This is a genomic window from Celeribacter persicus, from assembly GCF_003050785.1.
GTDB classification, from domain to species: domain Bacteria; phylum Pseudomonadota; class Alphaproteobacteria; order Rhodobacterales; family Rhodobacteraceae; genus Celeribacter; species Celeribacter persicus.
Window position 1 is genome coordinate 69,997 of the sequence record NZ_QAOH01000008.1, and the last position, 22,801, is coordinate 92,797.

At 61.1% G+C, this 22,801-nt stretch carries 26 protein-coding genes and 1 tRNA gene; 19 read left to right on the forward strand and 8 right to left on the reverse strand.

Translation table 11 applies throughout. The features are described from left to right. Positions 1 to 43 precede the first annotated feature (43 nt). The 4 genes from C8N42_RS11810 (at position 44) to ribD (ending at position 2,621) form a co-directional block, all read left to right on the forward strand. Positions 44 to 505 carry a hypothetical protein gene (locus C8N42_RS11810; RefSeq protein ID WP_146168270.1) on the forward strand — a complete coding sequence of 154 codons (462 nt, stop codon included), beginning with the start codon at positions 44 to 46 and terminating at the stop codon, positions 503 to 505. Then, complete coding sequence (locus tag C8N42_RS11815) at positions 502 to 921, forward strand: secondary thiamine-phosphate synthase enzyme YjbQ (protein WP_107816778.1); 420 nt, start codon at positions 502 to 504, stop codon at positions 919 to 921. The genes C8N42_RS11810 and C8N42_RS11815 overlap by 4 nt, the downstream gene beginning before the upstream one ends. Positions 922 to 1,056: 135 nt before the next feature. Next, complete coding sequence (gene nrdR / locus C8N42_RS11820; protein WP_107816779.1) at positions 1,057 to 1,524, forward strand: transcriptional regulator NrdR; 468 nt, start codon at positions 1,057 to 1,059, stop codon at positions 1,522 to 1,524. Further along, on the forward strand, positions 1,521 to 2,621 hold the full coding sequence (ribD, locus tag C8N42_RS11825) for a bifunctional diaminohydroxyphosphoribosylaminopyrimidine deaminase/5-amino-6-(5-phosphoribosylamino)uracil reductase RibD (protein ID WP_107816780.1): 1,101 nt from the start codon (positions 1,521 to 1,523) through the stop codon (positions 2,619 to 2,621). The genes nrdR and ribD overlap by 4 nt, the downstream gene beginning before the upstream one ends. Here ribD and C8N42_RS11830 read toward each other — a convergent pair. The 3 genes from C8N42_RS11830 to C8N42_RS11840 form a co-directional block, all read right to left on the reverse strand. After that, on the reverse strand, positions 2,614 to 4,365 hold the full coding sequence (locus C8N42_RS11830; protein ID WP_170109288.1) for a capsular polysaccharide biosynthesis protein: 1,752 nt from the start codon (positions 4,363 to 4,365) through the stop codon (positions 2,614 to 2,616). The two genes, ribD and C8N42_RS11830, sit on opposite strands and share 8 nt — an antisense overlap. 4 nt (positions 4,366 to 4,369) lie before the next feature. Continuing rightward, positions 4,370 to 5,500, reverse strand: coding sequence for a polysaccharide biosynthesis/export family protein (locus tag C8N42_RS11835; RefSeq protein WP_245890086.1), 1,131 nt, complete (start codon positions 5,498 to 5,500; stop codon positions 4,370 to 4,372). Positions 5,501 to 5,729: 229 nt separating this feature from the next. Next, positions 5,730 to 7,034: a capsule biosynthesis protein gene (locus C8N42_RS11840; RefSeq protein WP_107816782.1), complete on the reverse strand. Its 1,305-nt coding sequence runs from the start codon at positions 7,032 to 7,034 to the stop codon at positions 5,730 to 5,732. 213 nt (positions 7,035 to 7,247) lie between these two features. Here C8N42_RS11840 and C8N42_RS11845 point away from each other — a divergent pair, with 213 nt between their 5' ends. The 7 genes from C8N42_RS11845 (at position 7,248) to C8N42_RS11875 (ending at position 12,016) form a co-directional block, all read left to right on the forward strand. Then, positions 7,248 to 7,847 (forward strand): riboflavin synthase, encoded by a 600-nt coding sequence (locus C8N42_RS11845; protein WP_107816783.1) that lies wholly within the window; start codon positions 7,248 to 7,250, stop codon positions 7,845 to 7,847. Then, the gene (locus C8N42_RS11850) at positions 7,844 to 8,410 is read left to right on the forward strand and encodes a hypothetical protein (RefSeq protein ID WP_107816784.1); all 567 of its coding nucleotides are present in this window, start codon (positions 7,844 to 7,846) and stop codon (positions 8,408 to 8,410) included. Before C8N42_RS11845 ends, C8N42_RS11850 begins: the two co-directional genes overlap by 4 nt. 123 nt (positions 8,411 to 8,533) lie before the next feature. Then, positions 8,534 to 9,649 carry a 3,4-dihydroxy-2-butanone-4-phosphate synthase gene (gene ribB / locus C8N42_RS11855; RefSeq protein ID WP_107816785.1) on the forward strand — a complete coding sequence of 372 codons (1,116 nt, stop codon included), beginning with the start codon at positions 8,534 to 8,536 and terminating at the stop codon, positions 9,647 to 9,649. Between the two features lie 3 nt (positions 9,650 to 9,652). After that, positions 9,653 to 10,198 carry a 6,7-dimethyl-8-ribityllumazine synthase gene (locus C8N42_RS11860; protein WP_107816786.1) on the forward strand — a complete coding sequence of 182 codons (546 nt, stop codon included), beginning with the start codon at positions 9,653 to 9,655 and terminating at the stop codon, positions 10,196 to 10,198. Next, positions 10,195 to 10,680 (forward strand): transcription antitermination factor NusB, encoded by a 486-nt coding sequence (gene nusB / locus C8N42_RS11865; RefSeq protein ID WP_107816787.1) that lies wholly within the window; start codon positions 10,195 to 10,197, stop codon positions 10,678 to 10,680. The genes C8N42_RS11860 and nusB overlap by 4 nt, the downstream gene beginning before the upstream one ends. A 199-nt stretch (positions 10,681 to 10,879) precedes the next feature. Beyond that, a complete protein-coding gene (locus C8N42_RS11870; protein WP_107816893.1) occupies positions 10,880 to 11,188 on the forward strand; it encodes a hypothetical protein in 309 nt (102 codons plus the stop codon). A 360-nt stretch (positions 11,189 to 11,548) separates the two neighbouring features. After that, the gene (locus tag C8N42_RS11875; protein WP_107816788.1) at positions 11,549 to 12,016 is read left to right on the forward strand and encodes an MmcB family DNA repair protein; all 468 of its coding nucleotides are present in this window, start codon (positions 11,549 to 11,551) and stop codon (positions 12,014 to 12,016) included. Positions 12,017 to 12,034: 18 nt separating this feature from the next. Here the strand turns inward: C8N42_RS11875 and C8N42_RS11880 are convergent, their stop codons facing one another. Further along, positions 12,035 to 12,226 (reverse strand): DUF6324 family protein, encoded by a 192-nt coding sequence (locus tag C8N42_RS11880; RefSeq protein ID WP_107816789.1) that lies wholly within the window; start codon positions 12,224 to 12,226, stop codon positions 12,035 to 12,037. Between the two features lie 106 nt (positions 12,227 to 12,332). Here C8N42_RS11880 and C8N42_RS11885 point away from each other — a divergent pair, with 106 nt between their 5' ends. Beyond that, positions 12,333 to 13,247: a bifunctional helix-turn-helix transcriptional regulator/GNAT family N-acetyltransferase gene (locus C8N42_RS11885; RefSeq protein ID WP_170109289.1), complete on the forward strand. Its 915-nt coding sequence runs from the start codon at positions 12,333 to 12,335 to the stop codon at positions 13,245 to 13,247. Positions 13,248 to 13,311: 64 nt separating this feature from the next. Beyond that, positions 13,312 to 13,388: transfer RNA gene (locus tag C8N42_RS11890), tRNA-His, on the forward strand. Between the two features lie 497 nt (positions 13,389 to 13,885). Here the strand turns inward: C8N42_RS11890 and C8N42_RS11895 are convergent. Beyond that, entirely contained in the window at positions 13,886 to 14,191 is a 306-nt protein-coding gene (locus C8N42_RS11895; protein WP_107816791.1) for a DUF6476 family protein, read from the reverse strand. Here C8N42_RS11895 and C8N42_RS11900 point away from each other — a divergent pair. The 4 genes from C8N42_RS11900 (at position 14,190) to C8N42_RS11915 (ending at position 18,570) form a co-directional block, all read left to right on the forward strand. Beyond that, complete coding sequence (locus C8N42_RS11900) at positions 14,190 to 15,209, forward strand: RluA family pseudouridine synthase (RefSeq protein WP_107816792.1); 1,020 nt, start codon at positions 14,190 to 14,192, stop codon at positions 15,207 to 15,209. The two genes, C8N42_RS11895 and C8N42_RS11900, sit on opposite strands and share 2 nt — an antisense overlap. Before the next feature lie 195 nt (positions 15,210 to 15,404). Then, positions 15,405 to 16,301 (forward strand): RNA polymerase sigma factor RpoH, encoded by an 897-nt coding sequence (gene rpoH, locus C8N42_RS11905; protein ID WP_107816793.1) that lies wholly within the window; start codon positions 15,405 to 15,407, stop codon positions 16,299 to 16,301. 102 nt (positions 16,302 to 16,403) lie between these two features. After that, positions 16,404 to 17,387: a Gfo/Idh/MocA family protein gene (locus C8N42_RS11910; protein ID WP_107816794.1), complete on the forward strand. Its 984-nt coding sequence runs from the start codon at positions 16,404 to 16,406 to the stop codon at positions 17,385 to 17,387. 418 nt (positions 17,388 to 17,805) lie between these two features. Beyond that, a complete protein-coding gene (locus C8N42_RS11915; protein WP_245890089.1) occupies positions 17,806 to 18,570 on the forward strand; it encodes an esterase/lipase family protein in 765 nt (254 codons plus the stop codon). A 15-nt stretch (positions 18,571 to 18,585) separates the two neighbouring features. On the opposite strand, the gene C8N42_RS11920 is transcribed toward C8N42_RS11915, so the two are convergent. Further along, positions 18,586 to 19,755, reverse strand: coding sequence for a dipeptidase (locus C8N42_RS11920; RefSeq protein WP_107816795.1), 1,170 nt, complete (start codon positions 19,753 to 19,755; stop codon positions 18,586 to 18,588). Between the two features lie 156 nt (positions 19,756 to 19,911). Here C8N42_RS11920 and C8N42_RS11925 point away from each other — a divergent pair, with 156 nt between their 5' ends. Next, a complete protein-coding gene (locus C8N42_RS11925) occupies positions 19,912 to 20,229 on the forward strand; it encodes a DUF4389 domain-containing protein (protein ID WP_107816796.1) in 318 nt (105 codons plus the stop codon). Positions 20,230 to 20,232: 3 nt separating this feature from the next. Continuing rightward, positions 20,233 to 20,502 (forward strand): DksA/TraR family C4-type zinc finger protein, encoded by a 270-nt coding sequence (locus C8N42_RS11930; RefSeq protein WP_107816797.1) that lies wholly within the window; start codon positions 20,233 to 20,235, stop codon positions 20,500 to 20,502. Here C8N42_RS11930 and C8N42_RS11935 read toward each other — a convergent pair whose 3' ends face one another. Both C8N42_RS11935 and C8N42_RS11940 read right to left on the reverse strand, forming a co-directional pair. Beyond that, positions 20,503 to 20,973 (reverse strand): GNAT family N-acetyltransferase, encoded by a 471-nt coding sequence (locus C8N42_RS11935; protein ID WP_107816798.1) that lies wholly within the window; start codon positions 20,971 to 20,973, stop codon positions 20,503 to 20,505. Further along, positions 20,970 to 22,790, reverse strand: coding sequence for a M3 family oligoendopeptidase (locus C8N42_RS11940; protein WP_107816799.1), 1,821 nt, complete (start codon positions 22,788 to 22,790; stop codon positions 20,970 to 20,972). The genes C8N42_RS11935 and C8N42_RS11940 overlap by 4 nt, the downstream gene beginning before the upstream one ends. Between the last annotated feature and the right edge of the window lie 11 nt (positions 22,791 to 22,801).

Consider the following 22,801-nt stretch of genomic DNA (forward strand, 5'->3'; position numbering starts at 1 on the left):
CTGGAAGATAGGTGGATCGACAGGCGTTTTGGGTACCGTCGTTTTGTCTGCAATGCTCACGGGCATTGCGCCCGCGCAGGCAGAAGATGAGCCTCTGTTCTCCTGCGCCTTTTCCAATGGAAAAGCTGTGACGCTGATGGCGGATGAGCAAAGGGTAACCTATATTTTCGGACACCCGGACCAGCCGCCGGAGCTTGTACTGCAACGCCCCTATGCAGAGGTAGAGGTGACGCCCTGGCCTGGGGTCGGTGGGGCGATCTGGGAGGAATTGCGTCTGATGAATGGCGATGTGAGTTATATGCTCTGGGGTGCGCTCGACCGGATGACGGATGAGCATGAGCGAAGCGCGGGAATTGTCGTCGAGCGGGACGGGGAGGAATTGGCCCGTTTCGAGTGCTTGCCGGAGACGCTCGACTATGCGGTTTTTACCTTCGCCGATGCCTATGAGGCGGCGGGTTATTGCTGGGATTTCGATGCGCAAATCTGGCAGGAGAGCTGCGAATGAGCCACCGTCTTTTTGAGATCGCGACTTCGGGTCCCGGTCTTTATGAATTCACCGCCGATCTAGGGCGCTGGGTGGCAGGGGAGGGGCCGATGGAGGCCCTGCTCACACTGATGGTGCAGCACACCTCCGCCTCTTTGCTCATTCAGGAAAACGCCGATCCGGAGGTGCAGACGGATCTTCGGGCCTATTTCCATCGCCTCGTGCCTCCGACCAGCGATCCGTCCATGTCTTATCTGACGCATACCTATGAAGGGCCGGACGATATGCCGGCTCATATCAAGGCGGCGCTTCTGCCAACGACATGCACAATTCCCGTTCTGAATGGACGTATGATGCTTGGAACATGGCAAGGAATTTACCTTTTCGAACATCGGGACAGGCCGCATGTGCGCCGGGTTATGGCGCTCCTCCGTTGAATTGACGTATTCCACAACATCTAGCGCTGAAAATTTGATCTACCCAAATTCTGGGCGACCCCCTATAGTGCCTGTGGATAACTGGGGCGAAGACCCCAGACGAGGCGGTGAAGAAGTGATGAAGGGGACGCCAGGATGCGTTGTCCGTTTTGCGGAAATATAGATACCCAGGTGAAAGACAGCCGTCCGGCCGAGGATCATGTGGCGATCCGGCGGCGGCGGTTCTGCCCGGCCTGTGGTGGGCGGTTTACCACTTATGAACGCGTTCAGCTGCGCGATCTGGTGGTGGTGAAATCCAACGGGCGGCGCGAGGATTTCGACCGTGACAAACTGGAACGGTCGATCCGTATCGCGGCGCAGAAACGTCCGATCGAACCGGAGCGTCTGGACCAGATGATCTCCGGCATCGTGCGACGTCTGGAGAGCATGGGCGAAACGGATATTCCGTCGAAAACCATCGGCGAGATCGTCATGGAAAGCCTCGCCCGGATCGACACTGTGGCCTATGTCCGCTTTGCCTCGGTCTACAAGAACTTCCAGGCTGCCGATGACTTCGACAAGTTTGTCAGTGAGTTGCGTCCCGACGCCAAATCCGACGAATGAACATCCCTGACGATTTGCGCCATATGCGCCACGCGCTGTCTTTGGCGGCGCGCGGGCTTGGTCGCACTTGGCCGAACCCGGCGGTGGGCTGTGTCATTGTGCGCGACGGGCGTGTTGTCGGGCGTGGCTGGACCCAGCCGGGCGGACGTCCCCATGCCGAGGTTGTGGCTCTGCGTCAGGCGGGCGAAGCCGCGCGCGGAGCGACCGCTTATGTGACGCTCGAACCCTGTTCTCATCACGGAAAGACGCCTCCGTGTTCCGAGGCGCTGATCGCGGCGGGCCTGTCCCGTGTCGTGGTCGCGCTGGGGGACCCCGATCCTCGCGTGAACGGGCGGGGTTTTGAGATTTTGCAAGATGCGGGGGTCGATGTGGTGACGGGGCTTTGCGAAGACGAGGCCCGAAAGCAACAGCAGGGCTTTCTGTCGAAAGTGACTTTGGGGCGCCCGATGGTGACGTTGAAACTCGCCATGTCATGGGACGGGCGGATCGCGACGTCGAGCGGCGAGAGTCAGTGGATCACCGGTCCGATGGCCCGCCGCCGCGTCCATGCGATGCGGGCCAGCCACGATGCGGTGCTGGTCGGTGGCGGGACGGCGCGGGCGGACGATCCGACGCTGACGATCCGGGGGCTTGGTGTCGCGCATCAGCCGGTGCGGTTGGTGATGTCGCGCAGGCTCGATCTGCCGCTCGACAGTCATCTCGCGCACACGGCGGGCGAAGTGCCGGTCTGGATCCTGCACGGGTCGGATGCCGCACCGGAACGGGTCTCGGCCTGGACCGGGCTTGGGGCGGAACTGATCGAAGTGCCGGTCACGCAGGGTCAGCTCGATGCCGAAGCGGCCTTGCAGGCTTTGGGTGCGCGCGGTTTGACGCGGGTGTTTTGCGAAGGCGGCGGGGCGCTGGCGGCCTCGCTCCTCTCTGCGGGGCTGGCCGATCATGTCGTCCTGTTCACCGCGGGCCTCGGCATCGGGGCGGAGGGACGTCCGGGGTTGGGCGCACTTGGACTCGACCGCCTGGCGGATGCACCGCGTTATCGGCTTGAAAAGATTGAACGGGTAGGGCCGGATGCCCTGAGCCTGTGGTCGAAACTTAGCTGAGCCCCAAGGTGGCAGCGCGGAGTTGACGCAGCTTGGCCAGCGCGGTTTGCGCCCAGCGGCTGCGACCTTTCGGGGCCTGCGCCAGATACTCCAGTGCCTCTTCCGGGGAGAGCGGCGCGCCATTTTTCGGATCGAAATAGCGCGGATAATCAATGAGAACCGCATGGGCGAGGCTCATGAGATCGGGCCGTACGGCGCGCCGTGCCGGTATAGGGCCAATATCTGTGGTCAGCCCCCATCCGGCATAAAAGGGCGCGCCGGTGCAGGTGACAGGCTTGCCGCGTAAAAGCGCCTCGAAACCAATGAGCGAGGTCATGGTCCAGACTGCATCGCAGGCGTCGATCAGAGCGAGCGGAGCGACTTCCGTTGCGATGACATCGGCGATCCGGGCGGCCTCAGGCAGCTTGCCGCGTCGCAGACCGGCTTCGACATCCGGATGGGGTTTGTAGACCAGCACCGCTTCGGGATGTGCGTTGCGCGCTGTTTGCAAAAGCGCAAGATTGCTCGAAACCTCCCCTGCGCCGAGGGTGATCGAGGCATCGTCTTCGACCTGTCCGGCGACGAGAATGCGGTAGCCTGCAGGCAGGGCGGGCAGATCGCCCCCGACATTGTATTTGCTCAACCGCGATGCCTTGAGACGGGAAAGAAAGCGTTCGACCCGGGCGCGCTGCGCGTCGCTGAGCGGGCTGCGTTCGGCAATCAACGCCTCAAGACGGGAGGGTCGGGTTGGATCGAAGTAAATCCCCTTGTCATCGAGCACGAGGGAGAGCGGTCGCACCAAGGCGGCCCCGAGACCGCGCGAACGCAGGAAACCGTCTTCGAGCCGCAGATCGGCACCGGCGGCGGCCCCCCATGCGATGTGGCGCCGGCCCTCGGCCTTTTCGCGGGCGATCACGTCGGGGTCGTCGCTGATCGTCAGCGAGGCCCGCCCAAGATAGCGCCGCAGAAACCCGTGTTTCCAGCGCAGGATTCCGGAGGCGACATAGCCCGACGTGTCTTCGCGCGTCGCACGTTCGCGCGCTTCGAGTCGGGCCAGAACGTCTTCGATCTCAAGCGTTGTGTCGCCCGAATGCCATGTGGTGGCCTGCATCAGTGCGGCGAGAAACAGTTGCGCGCGGGTCAGGCGATGGGTGCTGTGCGGGTCCGGGCTTTCGTCCTCCGTCAGCCCGAATCCGCCATACCAGGGCCGTCCGAACACGCGGGGTCGGTGCCCGGCAAGGATCGCGTCGAACCCGTAACCCGACGAATGGGTGTAGACGGCGGTGGAGGCTTCGAGCAGGCGATAGAGATTGGCGTGAGCGGGTAAAACCGTGAGGCGCGGGTCTTCCGTGTCGCTGAAATAGCCGTCGTCGCAGCCGAGAATGACGACACGGGCGTTCAGAAGTTCCGTTTGGGCAAAGACCAGCATTTCGGCCATGTCGGCCTCGGACGGGGCGTTGCCTGTGCTGCGGGGCTGGTCCAGAACCAGTACGAATGGAACATCCGGGGTCAGATCTGGATCGCATATGGCGCTGGATCGGGACAATTTCAACGAAACCAGCCAGTCGATTGCCTGACGCGCGCGCGCGAGTGCCGCGCTGTCGTCCAGCGGAGTGTCGCGTGCCAGATCGTGCCAGCTCAAGGGGGCACAGGAGAGATCGGTTTCGGCGTGAAGGCGTTCAATCAGAAGCGGAGGCTGAAACGAGAGCCGCCCCGGCGGGGAGGCCGGGGCGGAAGAATTGCGGTCGGTCAACAGGCCGACCATGTGATCATTCGCCGAGGGAGGCGAGGGTGTCGGCGGAACTGACCGTGCCGGTGATCGCTCCCAGAGTTTTCTGCCACTGGGTGAACGGCGCTTCGGTGACATAAAGGGTGTCGCCGTCGCGAATTAGGAAGTCGCGGGCCAGGAACAAGCCATTCGGCTGGGTCAGGTCGAGCACATAGATCAGGCGTTGGGCACCCACGATGTCGTCACGCCCGAGCACCTGTTTGGCAATGGTTTCGGGTTCGTTGCGGAAGACGAAAACACCGGTCGGGTCGGCAGAGTTCGTACGCAGACCGCCGACCTGTGCTATGGCTTCGAGTGCGGAGAGATTGCGGCTTTCGAAGGGGATCACGCTTTGCCCGCCGGTGGCGCCGAGCGCAGTGAAAGAGCGCGGATCGGCCTCGACGAGGATGCGGTCGCCGTCACGTAGCGGAATGTCGTATTTCGGATTGTCGTAGAGATCCTGAAACCAGACCACCCCGGATTTCGTGCCACGGATCACCTTGACCTGCGCGACATCGGGTTCGACGGAGGGACCGCCCGCATGGGCCAGCATGGAGGTGAGGCGACGGGTCGGGCGCTGGATCGGGTAAACGCCCTGACCGGAGATTTTGCCGGTGATGGTCACGGTGGCCCCATCGCCCGCCGCACGGGTCACCATGACCTGCGGATCGGGGGTTTGCGTGTCGAGTTTTTCGGTGATCAGCCGACGGATCGCTTCGGGGCTGTTGCCAGCGGCTTTGATGCGCCCGGCATAGGGCACGAAGATGAAGCCTGCGCCATCGACCTGTACCTCGGACAGGACGGTGGCATTGGCGCCTGCTCCGGCGAGCAGTCCGTCATCGACATTTTCCCAGATGGTGAGGGAAAGCACATCGCCTGGCGCGATGGTGTCGGAGCCGATCACACCGGCGTTCTGGAAGGCGGCGGAGAAGCCAAGCTGCTGATTGATCGCGGTGACGGCGTTGACGCGGTCGTTGACGGAAACCACGAAGGCATCGCCCTGTTCCAGCACGGAGCCCGCGAAAATCTCCTTCTTGGTCGGGCCAGAACGGGGCAGGGCACAGGCAGACAGGCTTGCCGTCACGGCGGCCAGCGCAACGGCGCGGGTCATGCGCGATGTCAGAATCTTCACTGCTTGATCTCCTCTGCCCCATATTTTTATCGGGTTTGGTCGGGAGATTAACCAATGCCGAGTCGAAAATCCACTTTTTGTAGAGCGATGGAAGGCGCAGTGAAGGTGGTGTTGCGAGAAGGTCGCGCCTGTCGCAGAGGCTGTGTCAGCCGTGAAACCCGCCTCAGCATCTAGTGGTGCGCGCGGGGTTTTCCGGGCACAAATCGGCCATGATTGTACTGAATTGCACTTATTTGACGAGGCGCAGCGGTTGGCGTGGTGGGGTCTTGCCGCTCAGGAGGGCCACATCGGGGGCCTCGGGGGCCAGCATCAGATCGACCACGAGCCGCATGAGTTGGCGCCGCCCGCGCTTGGAATAGAAACCACCGGGCACCTGCGAGGTTTCGAGAAGAAACTGACGATAATCGCGATAGGCGCGTGTGTCGGGTCGTTCGGGATAGGCGAAAAACGCCTCAAGCGGCTGATGTGAAACGAATTCCGGCTTGTCGTAGACCGCACGGCCAAGGATGCGCAGCGGGATGCCGAGAGAGAGCACTTGCTGGCCCGCGGTGGAGTTGACGGTCACGGCGGAGCGCGCACTCAGCAGCAGCTTTTGCAACTTGCCGCCTCGCACATAATGCACCCTCTGCTCGATGCCGTATTCGGCGGCGATGCGCCGGATCTCATGGCGCAGGTTGCGTCGGTCGTTCTCCAGCGGATGGGCCTTGAAGACAAGGTGATGGTGGCGCGGCGCGCCTTTGGCGAAGCCTTCGATCACATCGGCGACGAATTCCGGCATGGTGGAATAGGGGCTGTGGACCTGAAAACTCGTGTCATGTTCGAGTTGCAGAAGCGCGATGTGGAACGGGTGGCCCGCCCCGAGAATGGCACGGGTGTGTCTGGCACGAGAGACCCAGTGTTGCGGCATCAGGATCAGGCGTTTGAAGTACAACAGGAATTCGCGCGTCACCGGTAATTCGCGATGTCCGCGGTAATGGCGAAAGGCAGAGTTCCGGAACATCACGAACCAATGGTAGAGCGCGCCGTAAAAGATGTGCTGGCGCATGTCGCCCCATTGTGCGGGCGGGTCGATATTGTCGTGGTCGATGTTCTCAAGGGCTGTGCGCATCTGAGCGACCGAAAGGGACATGAGCGCGGAATTGCCGTTGGAACCGCCGCGCTCGTAGGTGACCCAATAGGGGCGAATATAGCCCTCTTCGAAGACATGGATGGTCAGGCCGAGGGCGCGGGCGCGCTCGATGGCCAGCGCATGAACCGGGCGGGTGTCGCCATAAAGCACGATGTCGGTGATGCCCTTGTCGCGGACAATCTTTTCGAACCTCTCGGGCCAAATCTCGGGCGGGTCGGTGTAGGCGATGAAGCTTTTGGTTGAAAACCAGAAGGCGCGGTCGCCGGCGTTGAAGCCCACACGCCAGACCTGAGCACCCGCCGCCATCAGCATCTTGCCCAGCCCCCAGAAAAACGGCCCGTGCGGTCCCTGAAGCATCAGGAACACGCGGGTGTCGGCGTTTTTCGTGGGGGCTTGGTTCGGCATGGGGCGGTTTTGCGGTACTCGGTTGCGGTTTGTCGTGGTTAATCTGTGATTAGCTACAAATTCGGGCGGATTTGTGACCCGAAGGGCGCAGGTGTGGGGCTTGCGTGCCCACTGTAGCGTCGAAGCCGTTAACAAAGCCTCTGCACGCTTGCGGGCAGGCGGTTGGGGCGTTACCTCTGAGCGCAATGAAAAGACACAGCGCATGGAGGCGTCATGTTCACAGGGATCATCACCGATGTCGGCACCGTGCTGGAACTGGAGAAGCGCGGCGATCTGCGGGCGCGGATCGGTTGTGCCTATGATGTGGACGGGATCGAGATCGGCGCGTCGATTGCCTGTGACGGTGTATGTCTGACGGTGATCGCGCTCGGCACCGATCCTCAGAACTGGTTCGACGTGGAAATTTCCGCCGAAAGCGTGTCGAAAACCAACATCGGCGGCTGGGAGGTCGGCAAGCGGTTGAACCTCGAACGGGCATTGAAGCTGGGCGACGAACTGGGCGGGCATATCGTGTCGGGTCATGTCGATGGGGTAGCGGTGATCACCGAGATGAAAGACGAAGGCGACAGCACGCGGATCACCTTTGAAGCTCCCGAGGCGCTTGCGCGTTTCATCGCGCCGAAAGGCTCGGTGGCGCTCAATGGCACCTCCCTGACGGTGAACGAGGTTGAGGGCACCTCCTTTGGCATCAACGTCATCCCACACACGCAGGAGGTCACGACATGGGGCGTGGCCAAGGTGGGCGATAGGGTGAACCTGGAAATTGACACGCTGGCGCGTTATGTTGCCCGGCTTCAGGAGTGGCAGGCATGAGCGCTCCGATGCATGGCGTGGGGCACAACGGTGGTCCCTCGATGGAAGGTGGCGTGAGCTATCGTCGGTTTGTGTGGAAGAAGGCGCGCAAGGGCCTGATGGGAGAGAGCCTGCCCATCGAGGTGATCCGCATGCGTGTGCGCCGGGCCGAAGAACTTGGCCTGCCGTATAAATCCTACGCCTCGATCCGGGCATCGACCGGGCGCGATGTGGTGGGTTTTCTGTTCTCCTCCAACGCGCTGCGACTTGTGCGTCTGGGAGACCGGCTTGCTCCGGCCTATGCTGACAAGCTGGCGCGGATGAAAGCTGAGCGCATTGTGGCCGCGCATCACCCGTTGGTGCCGGAACTGATCGAGGAATTTGAGGGCATCGACAGGGCCGGGCAGGCACCGCGTCCCTATGCGCAATGGGGGCAGCAAAAGGCCGTTTTGGCCAAGCTCCTAGGACCAAAGCTGCCGCGTGACGGGCTTGTCCTCATCTCGGAAGCGCCGTTCGAGGCGGAATGGGTCGAGGCAGGCAAACTCGCCGGTCGGATCGACGGGCCGCTGTTTTTCGGAAGCTGAGGCGGCACGCGCGCGAATTGCGCAGAAATGCCGGACGATTGTGCGTGGCATGAGGCTGGCCTTTGTCCGCGCAAAGCTGTACGGAAAAGCGACCGAATTCCCAGAAGGCCCGCCGAGACGACCATGTCCGAGACACCGAAGACCGACAGCGATAGCTATCAAGACGCCATCTCCCCGATTGAGGAGATCATCGAAGACGCCCGCAACGGGCGGATGTTCATCCTTGTGGACCATGAAGATCGCGAGAACGAGGGCGATCTGGTGATCCCGTCGCAAATGGCGACGCCCGAGGCGATCAATTTCATGGCCACTTACGGGCGCGGGCTGATCTGTGTCACTCTTACCGGCGAGCGGATCGACGCGCTGGGGCTGCCGATGATGGCGTCGAACAACTCCTCGCGTCACGAAACCGCCTTCACCGTATCCATCGAGGCGCGCGAGGGCGTGTCGACCGGCATTTCTGCCCATGACCGCGCGCGCACCGTCGCTGTGGCGATTGATCCGTCGAAAACCGCAGCCGACATCGCAACACCGGGGCATATCTTCCCGCTGCGTGCCCGCGATGGCGGGGTTCTTGTGCGGGCGGGACATACCGAGGCCGGTGTGGATGTCGCCCGTCTGGCGGGGCTTCTGCCCAGCTCGGTGATCTGCGAGATCATGAACGAAGACGGCACCATGTCGCGCCTGCCCGATCTTGTGAGTTTTGCCCAGAAGCACAATCTCAAGATCGGCACCATCTCCGATCTGATCGCCTATCGCCGTCGCCACGACAACCTCGTGACGAAATCCTCCTCCCGCAAGGTCACTTCGGCTTTTGGCGGCGAATGGGATATGCAGCTCTATACCGACGATCTTCAGGGAGCCGAGCATATTGTGCTCTCGAAAGGTGACATCACCGATGGCGCGCCGGTTCTCGTGCGGGTGCATAACCTCAATCCGCTCGAAGACGTGCTGGGCATCGGGCGCACCTCGCGTGAGATGGAAGGCGCGATGGAGCTGATCGCCGAGGAGGGCCGGGGTGTGGTTGTGCTTCTGCGCGACACCACGATGAAAATGGTCGAAGAGGGTGAGGCCTCGCCACAGACGCTGCGGCAATACGGGCTCGGCGCGCAGATCCTTGCGGCGCTCGGCCTGCACAAGCTCATCCTCGTCAGCGACAGCCCGCAGCCGAAAGCGCCGGGGCTTGAGGCTTTCGGGCTTGAGATCATCGGCATGCGCAAGATCACGGAAGGGATGTGACCCATGGCCGCCAATGAACAGCATTACACACTCGACCTGCCGTCTTTCGATCAGCCGGTAAAAATCCTGATCGTCGTCGCCCCTTACTATAAGGACATCGCCGACGAACTGGTCGCGGGCGCGAAGGCCACTGTGGAGGCCGTGAACGGTACTTGGGAGCTGATCGAAGTGCCGGGCGCGCTCGAAGTGCCGACCGCGATTTCCATCGCGGACAAACTGTCGAATTTCGACGGTTACGTGGCGCTGGGCTGTGTGATCCGCGGCGAAACCACCCATTATGATACTGTCTGCAACGACAGCTCGCGGGCGCTGCAACTGATGGGCCTTCAGGGTCTGTGCATCGGCAATGGCATCCTGACCGTCGAGAATCGCGAACAGGCGGTGGTGCGGGCGGAAGCCAAAGGCCAGAACAAAGGCGGCGGAGCTGCGGCTGCGGCCTTGCATCTCATCGCGCTTTCGCGCAAATGGGCCGCTCCGAGTAAGGGCGTGGGATTCCATACCGACGCGATCAAGCTTGCCGGCCAGCCTGACGAGAGCAAAAAAGCATGACTGACGAGAACGAACACCTGAAACCGCCGACGAAGCGCGAGATGAAATCCGCCGCCCGGCTCTATGCCGTGCAGGCACTGTTTCAGATGGAAGCGGCCGATATGACCGTGGATAAGGTGCGCCGTCAGTTCTACGATCATTTCTTCGGGTTGAAGACCGAGGAAGAGGGCGAATTCATCGACGGCGACAGCGATCTGTTTCACGAGATCACCGAGATTGCGGTGAACGATCAGGCCAGGGTCGACCAGATGACCGATCGGGCTCTGGTGGCGAAATGGCCGATCGCGCGCATCGACCCGACGCTTCGGGCGCTGTTTCGGGCCGCAGGCGCAGAGCTTCTGTCCGGGCGCACGCCGCCGAAGGTTGTGATCGTCGAGTTCGTCGATGTGGCGAAAGCCTTCTACCCCGACGGGCGCGAACCGAAATTCGTCAACGCGGTGCTGGATCATATGGCCCGCGAAGCGCGTCCCGAAGCGTTTTAACGCGAAGGGAAGACTCGCGAGCACTCGAACATGTGAGGCTCGACCGAAGGCCTTTTAAGGCCGCGTGAGAATTTGTCTCACAGAAACAAACGCCCCCTCGCCGGGGCGTTTTTCGGTTTCGGGATGTGACGGAATGGAACTGGAAAAGCCCGCTTCTTGTGCTACAATTCTTGAATATGTTCCCGGTTGGAGTGCTGCCATGCCCAAGCTTGTCAAACTTTACATCACCCAGGTGCTGATCGGCTTTGCCATTGCGGCGGCTTTCGTTGGCGCGCTTCTCTATTTCAACGTCGCCAATCTCTGGCATCTGGTGACCCATAACGAGGCCGGTATCATCGCCGTGATCGTGCTGTGGTTTGCCAATGGGATCGTCTTCTCCGGCGTGCAATTCGCCATCACGATCATGCGCATGGCGGAACGTGAGAATGACGGGCAAGGCGGCAAGCGCGACGAGATTCCCCTCATGGCAATGGAGCCGATTCCGGTCGAGGCGAAACGTCGCCATTGAGGTCGTCGCTGAGTCTTTGATCTGCAATGAAGAAAAACGCGTCCTTTGGGGGCGCGTTTTGCATTTTTGCCTTTGTGGTAAAGGCGGTATGTCGAATGGCCTTCAAGGAAGGCGGCGGGGGACCACAGCATCCGTAGCAGCGCGTTGCTCCCGAAGCCTGAATAATCAGGTGGGCGCCAGGTAACCGGACCAGGGCCCGGACAGAGCCAGCTCCCATTCGGTTGCGTAAGGCCACCGGAGTCTTGCGCCCATGTGTACGAGAAGAGCAGATCCCGCCTGAGCCCCGAGATAGGGCTTTGTCGAAGTGACGACAAGGGGTGGGCGTTGAAAATCCCGCGAGACTGCGGCAGGCTCTCCGTTATGACCGACAGCTTCCTCATCTCCGCCCAACCCGGCCAGCTTTTGGCGCGCGGCGTTTGCCGCCATCTGCGGTCGCACGATTTCGCCTGTGTCGAGGAATGGGTGCCCATCAGGGGCCTGCGCGTCGATGTGCTGGCGCTCGGGCCAAAAGGCGAGGTCTGGGTGATCGAATGCAAATCCTCGCGCGCCGATTTCATGACGGATGCGAAATGGCAGGGCTATCTCGATTGGTGCGACCGATATTTCTTTGCCGTCGATCTCGATTTCCCGACTGAGATTCTTCCACCCGAGGCGGGATTGATCCTTGCCGATGCCTATCAGGCGGAGATCATTCGCATGCCGGAAGAAGACAAACTGCCGCCTGCGCGGCGCAAATCGGTGCATCTCAAGGCCGCGCGCGATGCGGCGGCGCGTCTTCAGGGCTATCGCGATCCGGGTGTTGCTGCGCTGTTCGGGGGAGAGGGCTGACCCGCTTATTCCGCCAGTTTACTTCGCGAGTTTTCTGGCCTGAGCGGCGGCGGCCATCAGTTCCTCGGCGATCTCTTCGGCTTCTTCCGGTTCGAAATCCATCGGTATCTCGATGCCACCCGTGGCCTCGATGAACATGCGCACCATGCCGAGCGAGGTCGGCCCGATTTGCAGATTGGCTTCGATGTCGCGTTCCGAATTAATGCCCATGGATAATGGCTCCTTTTGCATTGAATAGCGTTTAAGGCTTTGGCCCTTTCGAGGCAAGGGGAGGTATATACTTGACTCAGTCAATTAAATGCCACATCCCTCTCCTATGGATCATGTTTCTGCCCTGCGCGCGTTCAACCGTGACTACACCGTCAAACTCGGTCTGCTCGACCGTTCATATCTGGACTCCGGCCTTACCCTGTCTCAGGTTCGGGTGTTGCAGGAGGTCGGTTTTGCGGGGGAGGAAGGCGCTCTGGCCCGCGATATCGCCCTGCGGATCGGGGCGGATGAGGGGTATCTGAGCCGTATTCTCTCGGGTTTTGTCGCAAAGGGTTGGGTGTGTCGGGCGGCGGACCCGGAGGACGGGCGGCGCAAGCGGCTTTGGCTGATAGTGGCGGGGCAGACGGCCTTTGCGCCACTGGAGGCCGCGTCGCGCGCCAGTATGGAGGCCTTGCTCGCACCTGTGACGGAGGCCGGGCGGGACCGTATCTGTGCCGCGTTGAGCGAGGTGCAGACCCGGTTGAACGCCACCCCGACGGAAATCACCGTGCGCGGACTGGAAAGCGGAGATCTCGGCTGGGTGGTCGAGGCGCATGGACGGCTCTACGCCCGTGACGAGGGATATAACCTCGAATTCGAAGGGCTGGTCGCCGGGATACTCGCCGATTTCATCGCCCATCCGAAGCCGATGGACCGGGCGTTCATTGCCGTCGATGCGTTGGGGCAGCGTCTGGGGTGCACCTTTGTGGTGGAAGACGTGCCGGGCATCGCACGTCTGCGCCTCGTCCTGCTGGAACCGCAGGCGCGCGGGCAGGGGCTGGGGCGACGATTGCTCGACATGGCGTTGGATCATGCCCGGGCGCAGGGCTGTCACAAGATGGTGCTTTGGACCCATGAAAGCCACCGTGCCGCCTGTGAGATGTACGCGAAAGCGGGATTCACGCTGGTCTCTTCCGAGCCTGCACAGGCCTTTGGCACGCAGGTGGTCGATCAGGTCTGGGAGAAAGAGCTTTTGAGCTGAGTGGTATTTTCTCGCAATCTGCCTCTTGCATTCATCTGCCCGTCTCGTTAAATCCCCCGTCAGTGCCGCCTTAGCTCAGTTGGTTAGAGCGCCTGATTGTGGATCAGGAGGTCCCCCGTTCGAGCCGGGGAGGTGGTACCACCCTTTTTCCCTTACATAGTTCAAACACAGTTCGCTCCGAACTGGGTTTTCGCTTGGCCTGTCCTGTTGTGGCTGGGTGATCGGGCACTGTTTGCAGGAAATCTGCAATCGCAGCTTTTGAGCATTGCTGCCAACGCGCTGTGCGGTGTGACAGGGCGGGGTCTGGGCTCATCTCCCCATTATCTCTGAAAAATTCGAGTGCGACAAAATGTAGCAGAATGGAAAAATTTGTGTTATCCTTTCAAAAAGGGAGGAAAAAATGCATCTTTATTTCGTGGGGTTCGCCTACGCGGCCCTTGTCATGTCTCCAGTTCTGTTTTTCACGCTGGCTGCGCGCGAGTTGAACTGGGGGCGACAATAGACCGAAGGCACTCCGGCAGTGCGCATGGCGCTGCTTTTATGGCACTTCGGGTCGGACAAACTTGATCGGGGGGGACGAGCGCCGCAGGCTGAGGGAGGAGCAGCCTCGGCGCTCGGTTTTTACTGCGCTGAGCGTTTCAGGGGCTGACGGAGATGCGCTGGCGCAATGCACCGCTGTCGGCTTCGAAAATCAGAATCTCATCACCGGATACCACCGCGATCCAGTCGGAGCCGCGGGTCACGGCCTCTGGCGTGATGCCCTCGGGCAGGGCCAGATGGTCCGGCCAGGGCACGGACGGTGCATCCATCGACGGGAAACGGGTGACAAGGAGCGCGATCAGCACTAGAAACCCGGCAATCATCACCACCAGAAGTGTCGTGACCAGCCGCCGCAGAAGCGTCAGCCGGGCCGCGTCTTTCGGATCAATCTCAAGGTTGCTCATGCCCGTGTCCACTGTCGCATTCACCATCGCGGAAAACCCGCCCAAGCGTCTTGATAAGGCGATTGCCCGCGATGTGCCAGAAGAAGCGGTGCTGTCACGCTCGCGTCTGGCGAAATTGCTGGCCGATGGAGCGATCAAGGTGAACGGCGCGGTGGTGACGGATCAGAAGGGCAAGGTGACGGAAGGCGACCGGGTCGAAATCACGATCGAAGAGGCCGCCGAGGCGGAGGTCGTGGCCGAGGACATCCCGCTCGATGTGATCTATGAGGATGACGATCTGATCGTGGTGAACAAGCCGGTGGGCATGGTCGTGCATCCGGCACCGGGCTCGCCCTCCGGCACTCTGGTCAATGCGCTGATGTTTCATTGCGGTGACAGCCTGTCGGGGATTGGCGGCGAAAAGCGTCCGGGCATCGTGCACCGGATCGACAAGGATACGTCGGGGCTTCTGGTCGCAGCGAAATCCGACAAGGCGCACCAGGGCCTTGCCAAACAGTTCGAAAAACACACGGTCGAGCGCAAATATGACGCGCTGGTCTATGGTGCGCCGGACCCGATGGATCCGCGTCTGCGCGGTGTGAAGGGCGTGAGTTTCGAAGGGTCCAACATTCTGCGCATAACCTCCTTTCTGGGCCGTCATAAAACGGATCGTCAGAAACAGGCGGTGTCCTTCACCGAGGGCCGTCATGCGGTGACGCGGGCGCGGGTGGTGGAACTGTTTGGCACGCCGCCGCAGCTTGCGCTCGTCGAGTGTTGGCTGGAAACCGGGCGCACCCACCAAATCCGGGTGCATATGGCGCACGCGGGGCATGGGTTGGTCGGCGATCAGACCTATGGTGGACGGCGCAAGCTGAACCACAAGGCGCTGTCCGAGCGGGCGCGGGCGGCGGTGGAGGATTTTCCGCGTCAGGCGCTCCATGCCGCCGTTTTGGGTTTTGTCCACCCGGTCACCGGCGAAGAGATGCGTTTCGAGGCACCGCTGCCGGAGGATATGCAGGTGTTGATCGACAGCCTGTGAGAAGCCTGTAACAGAGACCACTTTGGCGTGATTTCTCTGAAATCTGCTGGCTGGTCAGCGGAACTGCGGTCATCATTCGTTCAGACCTTATGAACAGGAAAACACTCACACGCCTCTTGAAAGCGCTAACAGCCCTTCCCAAATGGGATGTTAAGCCTTATAACATAGGCGTATGATGTGGGAGAGATGTGAGACATGAGTAACTATGCAAATCTGCCGGCTCCGAGTCCTGAACAGGGGCTGAACCGCTATCTGCAGGAAATTCGGAAGTTCCCGATGCTGGAACCCGAAGAGGAATACATGCTCGCCAAGCGCTGGGTCGATCACGAAGACAGCAGTGCAGCCCATAAGCTCGTGACCTCGCACCTGCGGCTCGCGGCCAAGATTGCCATGGGCTATCGCGGCTACGGTCTGCCGCAGGCGGAAGTGATCTCCGAGGCGAATGTGGGCCTGATGCAGGCCGTCAAACGGTTCGATCCGGAGAAGGGTTTTCGTCTGGCGACCTATGCGATGTGGTGGATCCGTGCGAGCATTCAGGAATATATCCTGCGTTCCTGGTCTCTGGTGAAACTCGGCACCACTTCGGCGCAGAAGAAGCTTTTCTTCAACCTGCGCAAGGCCAAGGCGCGGATCGGTGCTTTTGAAGAGGGCGATCTTCACCCGGACAATGTCAAACAGATCGCGCATGATCTGGGCGTGACAGAGGACGAAGTGATTTCGATGAACCGCCGTATGTCGGGCGGCGATGCTTCGCTGAACGCCACGGTCGGCAGCGACGAGGAAGGCTCCGCGCAATGGCAGGACTGGCTTGAGGACGAAAGCGCCAACACCGCCGCCGAATACGAGGCGCGTGACGAGATGGAAACCCGTCGTGAATTGCTCGCCCGCGCAATGGATGTGCTCAACGAGCGTGAGAAAGACATCCTCATGGAGCGTCGCCTGAAGGATCAGCCGATGACGCTTGAGGAGCTTTCGAGCAAATACGACGTGTCACGCGAACGTATCCGCCAGATCGAGGTGCGCGCCTTCGAGAAACTGCAAAAACGCATGCAGGAACTGGCGCGGGAACAGGGTCTGTTGGAGCAGGTCTGAGATCTCTCACGCAGAATATACAGGGGCGGTCCAACGGGCCGCCCTTTTCATTCGGTTCATGGCCGCGCATGATGGGGTGTCATTGCGGAAAGGGAGGAGACGATGAGCAAACCTCTGCGTTTTGGTGTCCTTGGGGCATCGGACTTTGCGCTGCGTCACATGGCGCGGGCGATTCATGAGGCGGAGGGCGCGGTGTTTGCGGCACTGGCCACCTCATCGGAGGACAAGGCCACACCGTTTCGCGCCTTCGCCCCGGATATCGCGGTTTTTACGGATTACGATGCGATGCTGGCCTCGGAGGGGATCGACGCGGTCTATATCCCGCTGCCCAACCATCTGCATGTGGACTGGAGCCTGAAGGCGATGGAGGCAGGCAAGCATGTGCTCTGCGAAAAGCCCATCGCGATGAAGGCCGCCGAGATCGACCGGCTGATCGCCAAACGCGATGAGACCGGGCTTTTGTGTGCGGAGGCCTTCATGATTGTGCATCACCCGCAATTGCAAAGGGTGCGCGATCTGTTGGCGGCGGGGGAGATCGGCCGGCTGGAGCGGGTCGAGGTCGGGTTTTCCTTCGACAATCCGGATGTGACCAATATTCGCAACCGGCCGGAAACCGGCGGCGGGGCCTTGGGTGACATTGGTGTCTATGCCTTTGGCTGTGCACGTTTTGCGACCGGGGAGGAGCCCGTTGCAATCACCCATGCGGAGATCACCCGCGAGAATGGCGTCGATGTCACGGCGGAGGTTTCCGCGCGCTTTCCGTCCTTTGGCTATCACGGGTATGTCTCCATGCGCATGGCGCCGTTTCAGGAGGCGCGGTTCCATGGTCGCAGTGGTGTGATCGTTGTGAAAACGCCATTCAACGCCGGGGTGGCCGGGCTGGCGGAGATCGAGATTACGGACGGGCAGGGCACACGCCGGGTCGAGAGCTTTCCGACCGTGCGGCAGTATGTAATGCAGGTCGAGAACTTTGTGTGCTCCGCGACGGAGGGGGCGTCGTACCCGTGGAGCCTTGAGGATGCCAAGGGCACACAGGCGATGATCGACGCGGTTTTCAAAGCCGCATTTGATGCGGATCAAGGCTGAACCGGGCGACTCGCGCTATTCTTAAGGTGTTGGAAAGGCAAGAAAAGGAGGACACATGAAAATGTTCCACGCTTCTGGCTCTAACAACAAGGAGGATCCGCCGCAATAACCGGCACCTCCGGCTTAGGTCTCTCGGATCCGTGGAGGGATGTCCGAGGTCAGGGCCGGGGTAGACGGTTCAAGGGATCCGACGGGTGCTGCCGATTGAGGCTTTGAGACCCCGGATGAAGCGAGACGGAGGAGCATGTGCCCCCTCGCTCAAAGGGCCAACACCCGGAAGATTCCTGTCCCGTGAGGGGGGAAATCCTCAGGGAGGTACACGTGGTAAGGGCGCCCAGTTCGGGCGCCCGTGTTGTTTTGGAGCCTGTCGTGTGGGACGGCTCTTGTTCCATCCTTGGCGCAGCGCCATATGAGAGAGATGACACGTTTTCCCGTCTTTGCGTTCAGCACGATTATCGGATTGGTCCTGAGCCTGCCCGCGCAGGCTGAAGACACGCAAGAGGCGCGGTGTGTCATCCTGTTGCATGGTTTGACGCGGACCGATGCTTCCATGCGGATCATGGAGCACGCGCTTGAAGCGGTGGGGTATAAAACCGTCAATCAGGAGTACCCGTCCCGCGAGGCCCCTGTCGCCATTCTGGCCGATGCGGCGCTGCGCGCGGCGCGGGACGGCTGCGCCCCGGACACCGCGCCCGATGTGGTGACCCATTCCATGGGGGCGATCCTGTTGCGCAGTTTCGCCGCCGACCATCCGGAGATGGACTGGGGGCGCGTGGTCATGCTCGGCCCGCCCAATCACGGCTCGGAGATCATCGACACCTTCGGGGATTATGCCGCCTTCGCTGCCGCCAACGGTCCTGCGGGATTGCAACTCGGAACCGACGGTTTGCCGGACAGCCTGCCGCCCCTGCCTTTCGAGACCGGGGTGATCGCCGGGAGCCAGTCGATCAATCCCGTGCTCTCAGCGGTGGTCGAGGGCGAGGACGATGGCAAAGTCTCCATCGAGAGCACGAAAGTGGACGGAATGACGGCGCATCTCACCTTGCCGGTGACGCATACCTTCATGGCGCAGAACCCGCGCGTCATCATGCAAACGATCAGCTTCCTTGAGACCGGCGCTTTCGAGCCCGATCTGAGCGCGGGGGAAGCGCTCCGCCGTCTTTGGGCGTTGGGGGTCGAATAAAGTTTCGAGTAAAGTTTACTGTGGCAGAACCTGCCGCAGCACCCGCATCATATTGTCACCCATGACGGCGGTGATTTCCGTCTCCGACAGCCCCTGATCCAGCATTGCCTGCGTCAGGGTCGCCAGTTCCGAGGTGTCGAACTCGGTTTCCACCGCCCCGTCGAAATCGGAACCGAGCGCCACATGGTCCACACCCACGACGTCAATGGCGGCTTCGATGGTTTTGGCGATGCCCTGAGGCGAGGCGTCACAGGTCACATCCTGCCAATAGCCGATGCCGATCACACCTCCGGTCGCGGCGATCTCGCGCATCAGATCGTCGGGGAAATTGCGCTTGACCGGGCAATGGGAATGGATGCCGGAATGCGAGACAATCACCGGCCCATCGGTCATCGCCAGAACATCGCGCGCCATTTGCGGCGAGGCGTGCGCGAGGTCGATCACCATGTGTTTTTCAACCATGCCTTCGACCACCGCACGGCCGAAATCGGTCAGCCCGTGATCCTCCTCGCCATGCAGCGACCCGCCAAGCGCGTTGTCAAAAAAATGCGTGAGCCCCATGAGGCGAAAGCCCGCGTCATAGATGCGGTCGAGATTGGCGATCTCTCCCTCAAGCACATGCCCGCCCTCGGCGCCCAGAATGCCGCCAATCACTTCGGCCCCTTCCGCGCGCGCGGCCAGAACGGCGTCCAGATCGGAAACGCTGCGGATCACCCGCACCTGATCGGGGGCTTTCTCCGCGTAACCGTTCAGCCGGTCCGCCATGTAAAGCCCGCGCTCGGTCAGATCGAACCAGCTTTTCGCCGGCCAAAGCTCGGCCACCGCCAGAAGCGTGATATTGTCGCGTGCTTCCGCCGAATTGTGCTCGTAATTCTGCCCGGCGGGGCTTTTGGTCACGGTGGTGAAAACCTGCACCGCGACATTGCCTTCGTGCAACCGGGGAATGTCGACCTGGCCGCGGTCGCCGCGTTTCAGGAGATCGCGATTCCACATCAGGCTGTCGGCGTGCAGGTCCCCGATCACGAGGCGGTCGTGCAGCGCCTGTGCCTCCGGCGAAACGGGGTAGGGCGCATGGGCCACCACGGGGTTTTGTCCCTTTTCTACGATTCCCGGCAACACGCCGAAAAACACCACCGCCGCGATGACGATCAAAGCCGCGATGATCCGTCCGATCCATTTGAGCATGAAATTTTCCTCCCGTTTTGACAAAGCCTAGGAGGTGTTGCTCCGGCGACAAAACGAAACCTCGCGTCAGCATGGGGTTGCGTGGATGATTTTGGTCCGTCGCCGTTCACGCTAGACTGTGTGGAGAGAGTAAAGGAATCACTCAAAGGACATCCTATGACCGACCCGCATGAATTCGATCACGTGATGCCCGATCTCGGCGGCAAAAAGGCGAAGCGACCCGAGGAAATCTCCGAAAACATGGGCGCACGCATTCTCTATTCGCTCATCATCTGGGTGATGATGAGCTTCGCCTCGACTATCATCGGTGTGCTTGCCGTGTTGCAGGCGATCATCATGCTGGTCAACGGCAAGAAACCGAACGAGAGGGTGGCCGATGCGGGGACCGATGTGGGCATCTGGTTTGCGAAAGCCACGCGTTATATTACCGGCGACAGTGAGGTGAAACCCTGGCCCTGGACGGAGCTGGACTGATCCATGGCGGGGGGCTGGGCCAAAGACGGGGCGGTGAGCCAACAGATCGAGGCCTCGATCAGCGACGAACTGGCCCGGATGAAGCAACAGCGCGCGCCTGTGGGCGAGAGTTTCACGGAATGCGCCGAATGCGGAGAGGAGATTCCGGAAGCGCGCCGCAAGGCGATCCCCGGCATCAAACTCTGCATCGAATGTCAGCGCGAACGCGATAGCGCCTATAAACCGCGCGGCGGCATCAACCGGCGAGGCTCGAAAGACAGCCAGTTGAAGTGATCAGGCGAGGTCCAGCCGCATGATGTGCTGCGGTCCGAACCCGCCGTCGAGATAGAGCGCGCCGGTGTCGAAGAACCCGCCCTTGAGATAAGCCTTGCGTGCATTCGGATTGCGGCAATTCACGGTCAGGTAACAGGCGTAAGCCCCCGGATATTGCGCTTGCAGATAGGGTTTGAGCGCCCGGCAGGCGGCGGAGGCATGGCCCTTGCCCTGTGCGGCATGGTCGATCATGAACTGGCGCAGGCCGATGACACCTTCGGGCGCGAAATCGTGGTGATCGGCATAGTCCCTGTCGATGGCAAAAAAGCCAACGGGCTTCCCGTCGGACAGGATCACATGACCGTCACGCGCTGCGCCCGTGGACATGGTGATCGTGGGTAGATCGGCAAAGCCCGCCTGATCGGGCGGCAAGGAAAACCCCGCGAGACGGTTCAGGTCTTTGCCGGGGAGGGGGGAAAGCGTGACGCTCACTCCATCGCTTCCAATTCATCAATGAAACCGGAGATCATCGACAGGCCCTTGTCCCAGAATTTCGGGTCGGAGGCGTCGAGGCCGAAGGGCTTGAGAAGTTCCTTATGGTGTTTCGAGCCGCCGGATTTGAGCATGTCGAAATACTTGTCCTGAAAACCCTCGGGTTGCTCGGTATAGGCCGCATAGAGCGCGTTCACCAAGCCGTCGCCAAACGCATAAGCGTAGACGTAGAAGGGCGAGTGGACAAAATGCGGGATGTAGGACCAGTAGACCTCGTATTCCGGCATGAATTCGAACGCCGGGCCGAGAGATTCGCCCTGCACCGACATCCAGATTTTGTTGATGTCCTCAGGCGTGAGTTCTCCGCCGCGCCGCGCCTCGTGCAGTTTGCATTCGAAATCGTAGAAGGCGATCTGGCGCACGACCGTGTTGATCATGTCTTCGACCTTGCCAGCGAGCATGACCTTGCGCTCGGCCTCGGTCCTCGCGCCCTTGAGCATCTTCTGGAAGGTCAGCATTTCGCCGAATACCGAGGCGGTTTCCGCAAGCGTCAGGGGCGTATCGGCGAGCAATTCGCCTTGCCCTGCGGCCAGAACCTGATGCACGCCATGGCCCAGCTCATGCGCCAGCGTCATCACATCGCGCGGTTTGCCGAGGTAGTTGAGCATCACATAGGGGTGCGCGTCGGTCACGGTCGGATGCGCGAAGGCCCCCGGCGCTTTGCCCGGTTTCACGCCCGCGTCGATCCAGCCCTTGGTGAAGAACGGCTCGGCAATCTCCGCCATGCGCGGATCGAAACCGGCATAGGCGTCCATCACGGTCTTGCGCGCCTCGTCCCAGCCGACCGTGCGGGTTTCCTCCATCGGCAGCGGCGCGTTGCGGTCCCAGACCTGCAATTTGTCAAGGCCGAGCCAGCCGCGTTTCAGCTCATAGTAACGATGTGACAGTTTCGGATAGGCCGCGACTACCGCGTCGCGCAGCGCTTGCACCACCTCGGGTTCGACATCGTTCGACAGGTGGCGGCCCGTTTGCGGTGTCGGCATGCCGCGCCATTTGTCCTCGATCTGGCCCATTTTGGCCAAAGTATTGTGAACACGGGAGAAAATCTTGATGTTCTCACCAAGGACCTTGCCGATCTCGCGCGCCGCCGCCTCGCGCACGGAGCGGTCCTGTTCGGTCATCAGCGTGGTGGTGGCCTCGATCCCGAGCGTCTCGCCGTTCACCTCGAATTTCAGGTCCGCGACGGTTTCGTCGAACAGCTTGTTCCAGGCGGACGCGCCGACGACCGACATATCGTGTTCGTAGCGCTCAAGCTCGTCGGAAAGCTGATAGGGCCGCATCTTGCGCATCCGCTCGAAAATCGGCCGGTAGCGCGCGAGCCCTTCGTGTTTCAGCATCGCTTCGAGCGTTTCGTCAGGGATGCGGTTCACTTCGAGCGAGAAAAACACCAGAGGGGCGGTGAAACTGGTGATCTTGTCCTGAATGTCGGAAAAGAATTTCGCCCGCGCGCCATCGACGGTGTTCTGATAGTAGAGCAGCCCGGCGAAGGAGCCGAGACGCCCGGCCACCTGCGAAATTCGCTCGTTGCGCAGGATGCATTCATACATCCCTTCGCCATCGAGTTCGGCGAGCTTGCCCTCGTAATCCTTGGCGAAACTGGTGCAATGCTCTTCGAGCCAGTCGAGATCGCGTTTCACCTCCGGCGCGTCGGTCGCGGGGTAGAGATCGGTGAGGTCCCAGTCCGGCAGGTCTCCGAAAGCGTTATGCCCGCTCTGGGCGTTCTGATCGAAAACCGGTTGGGGAAAGGTGAACCGCATCGCATCGCTCC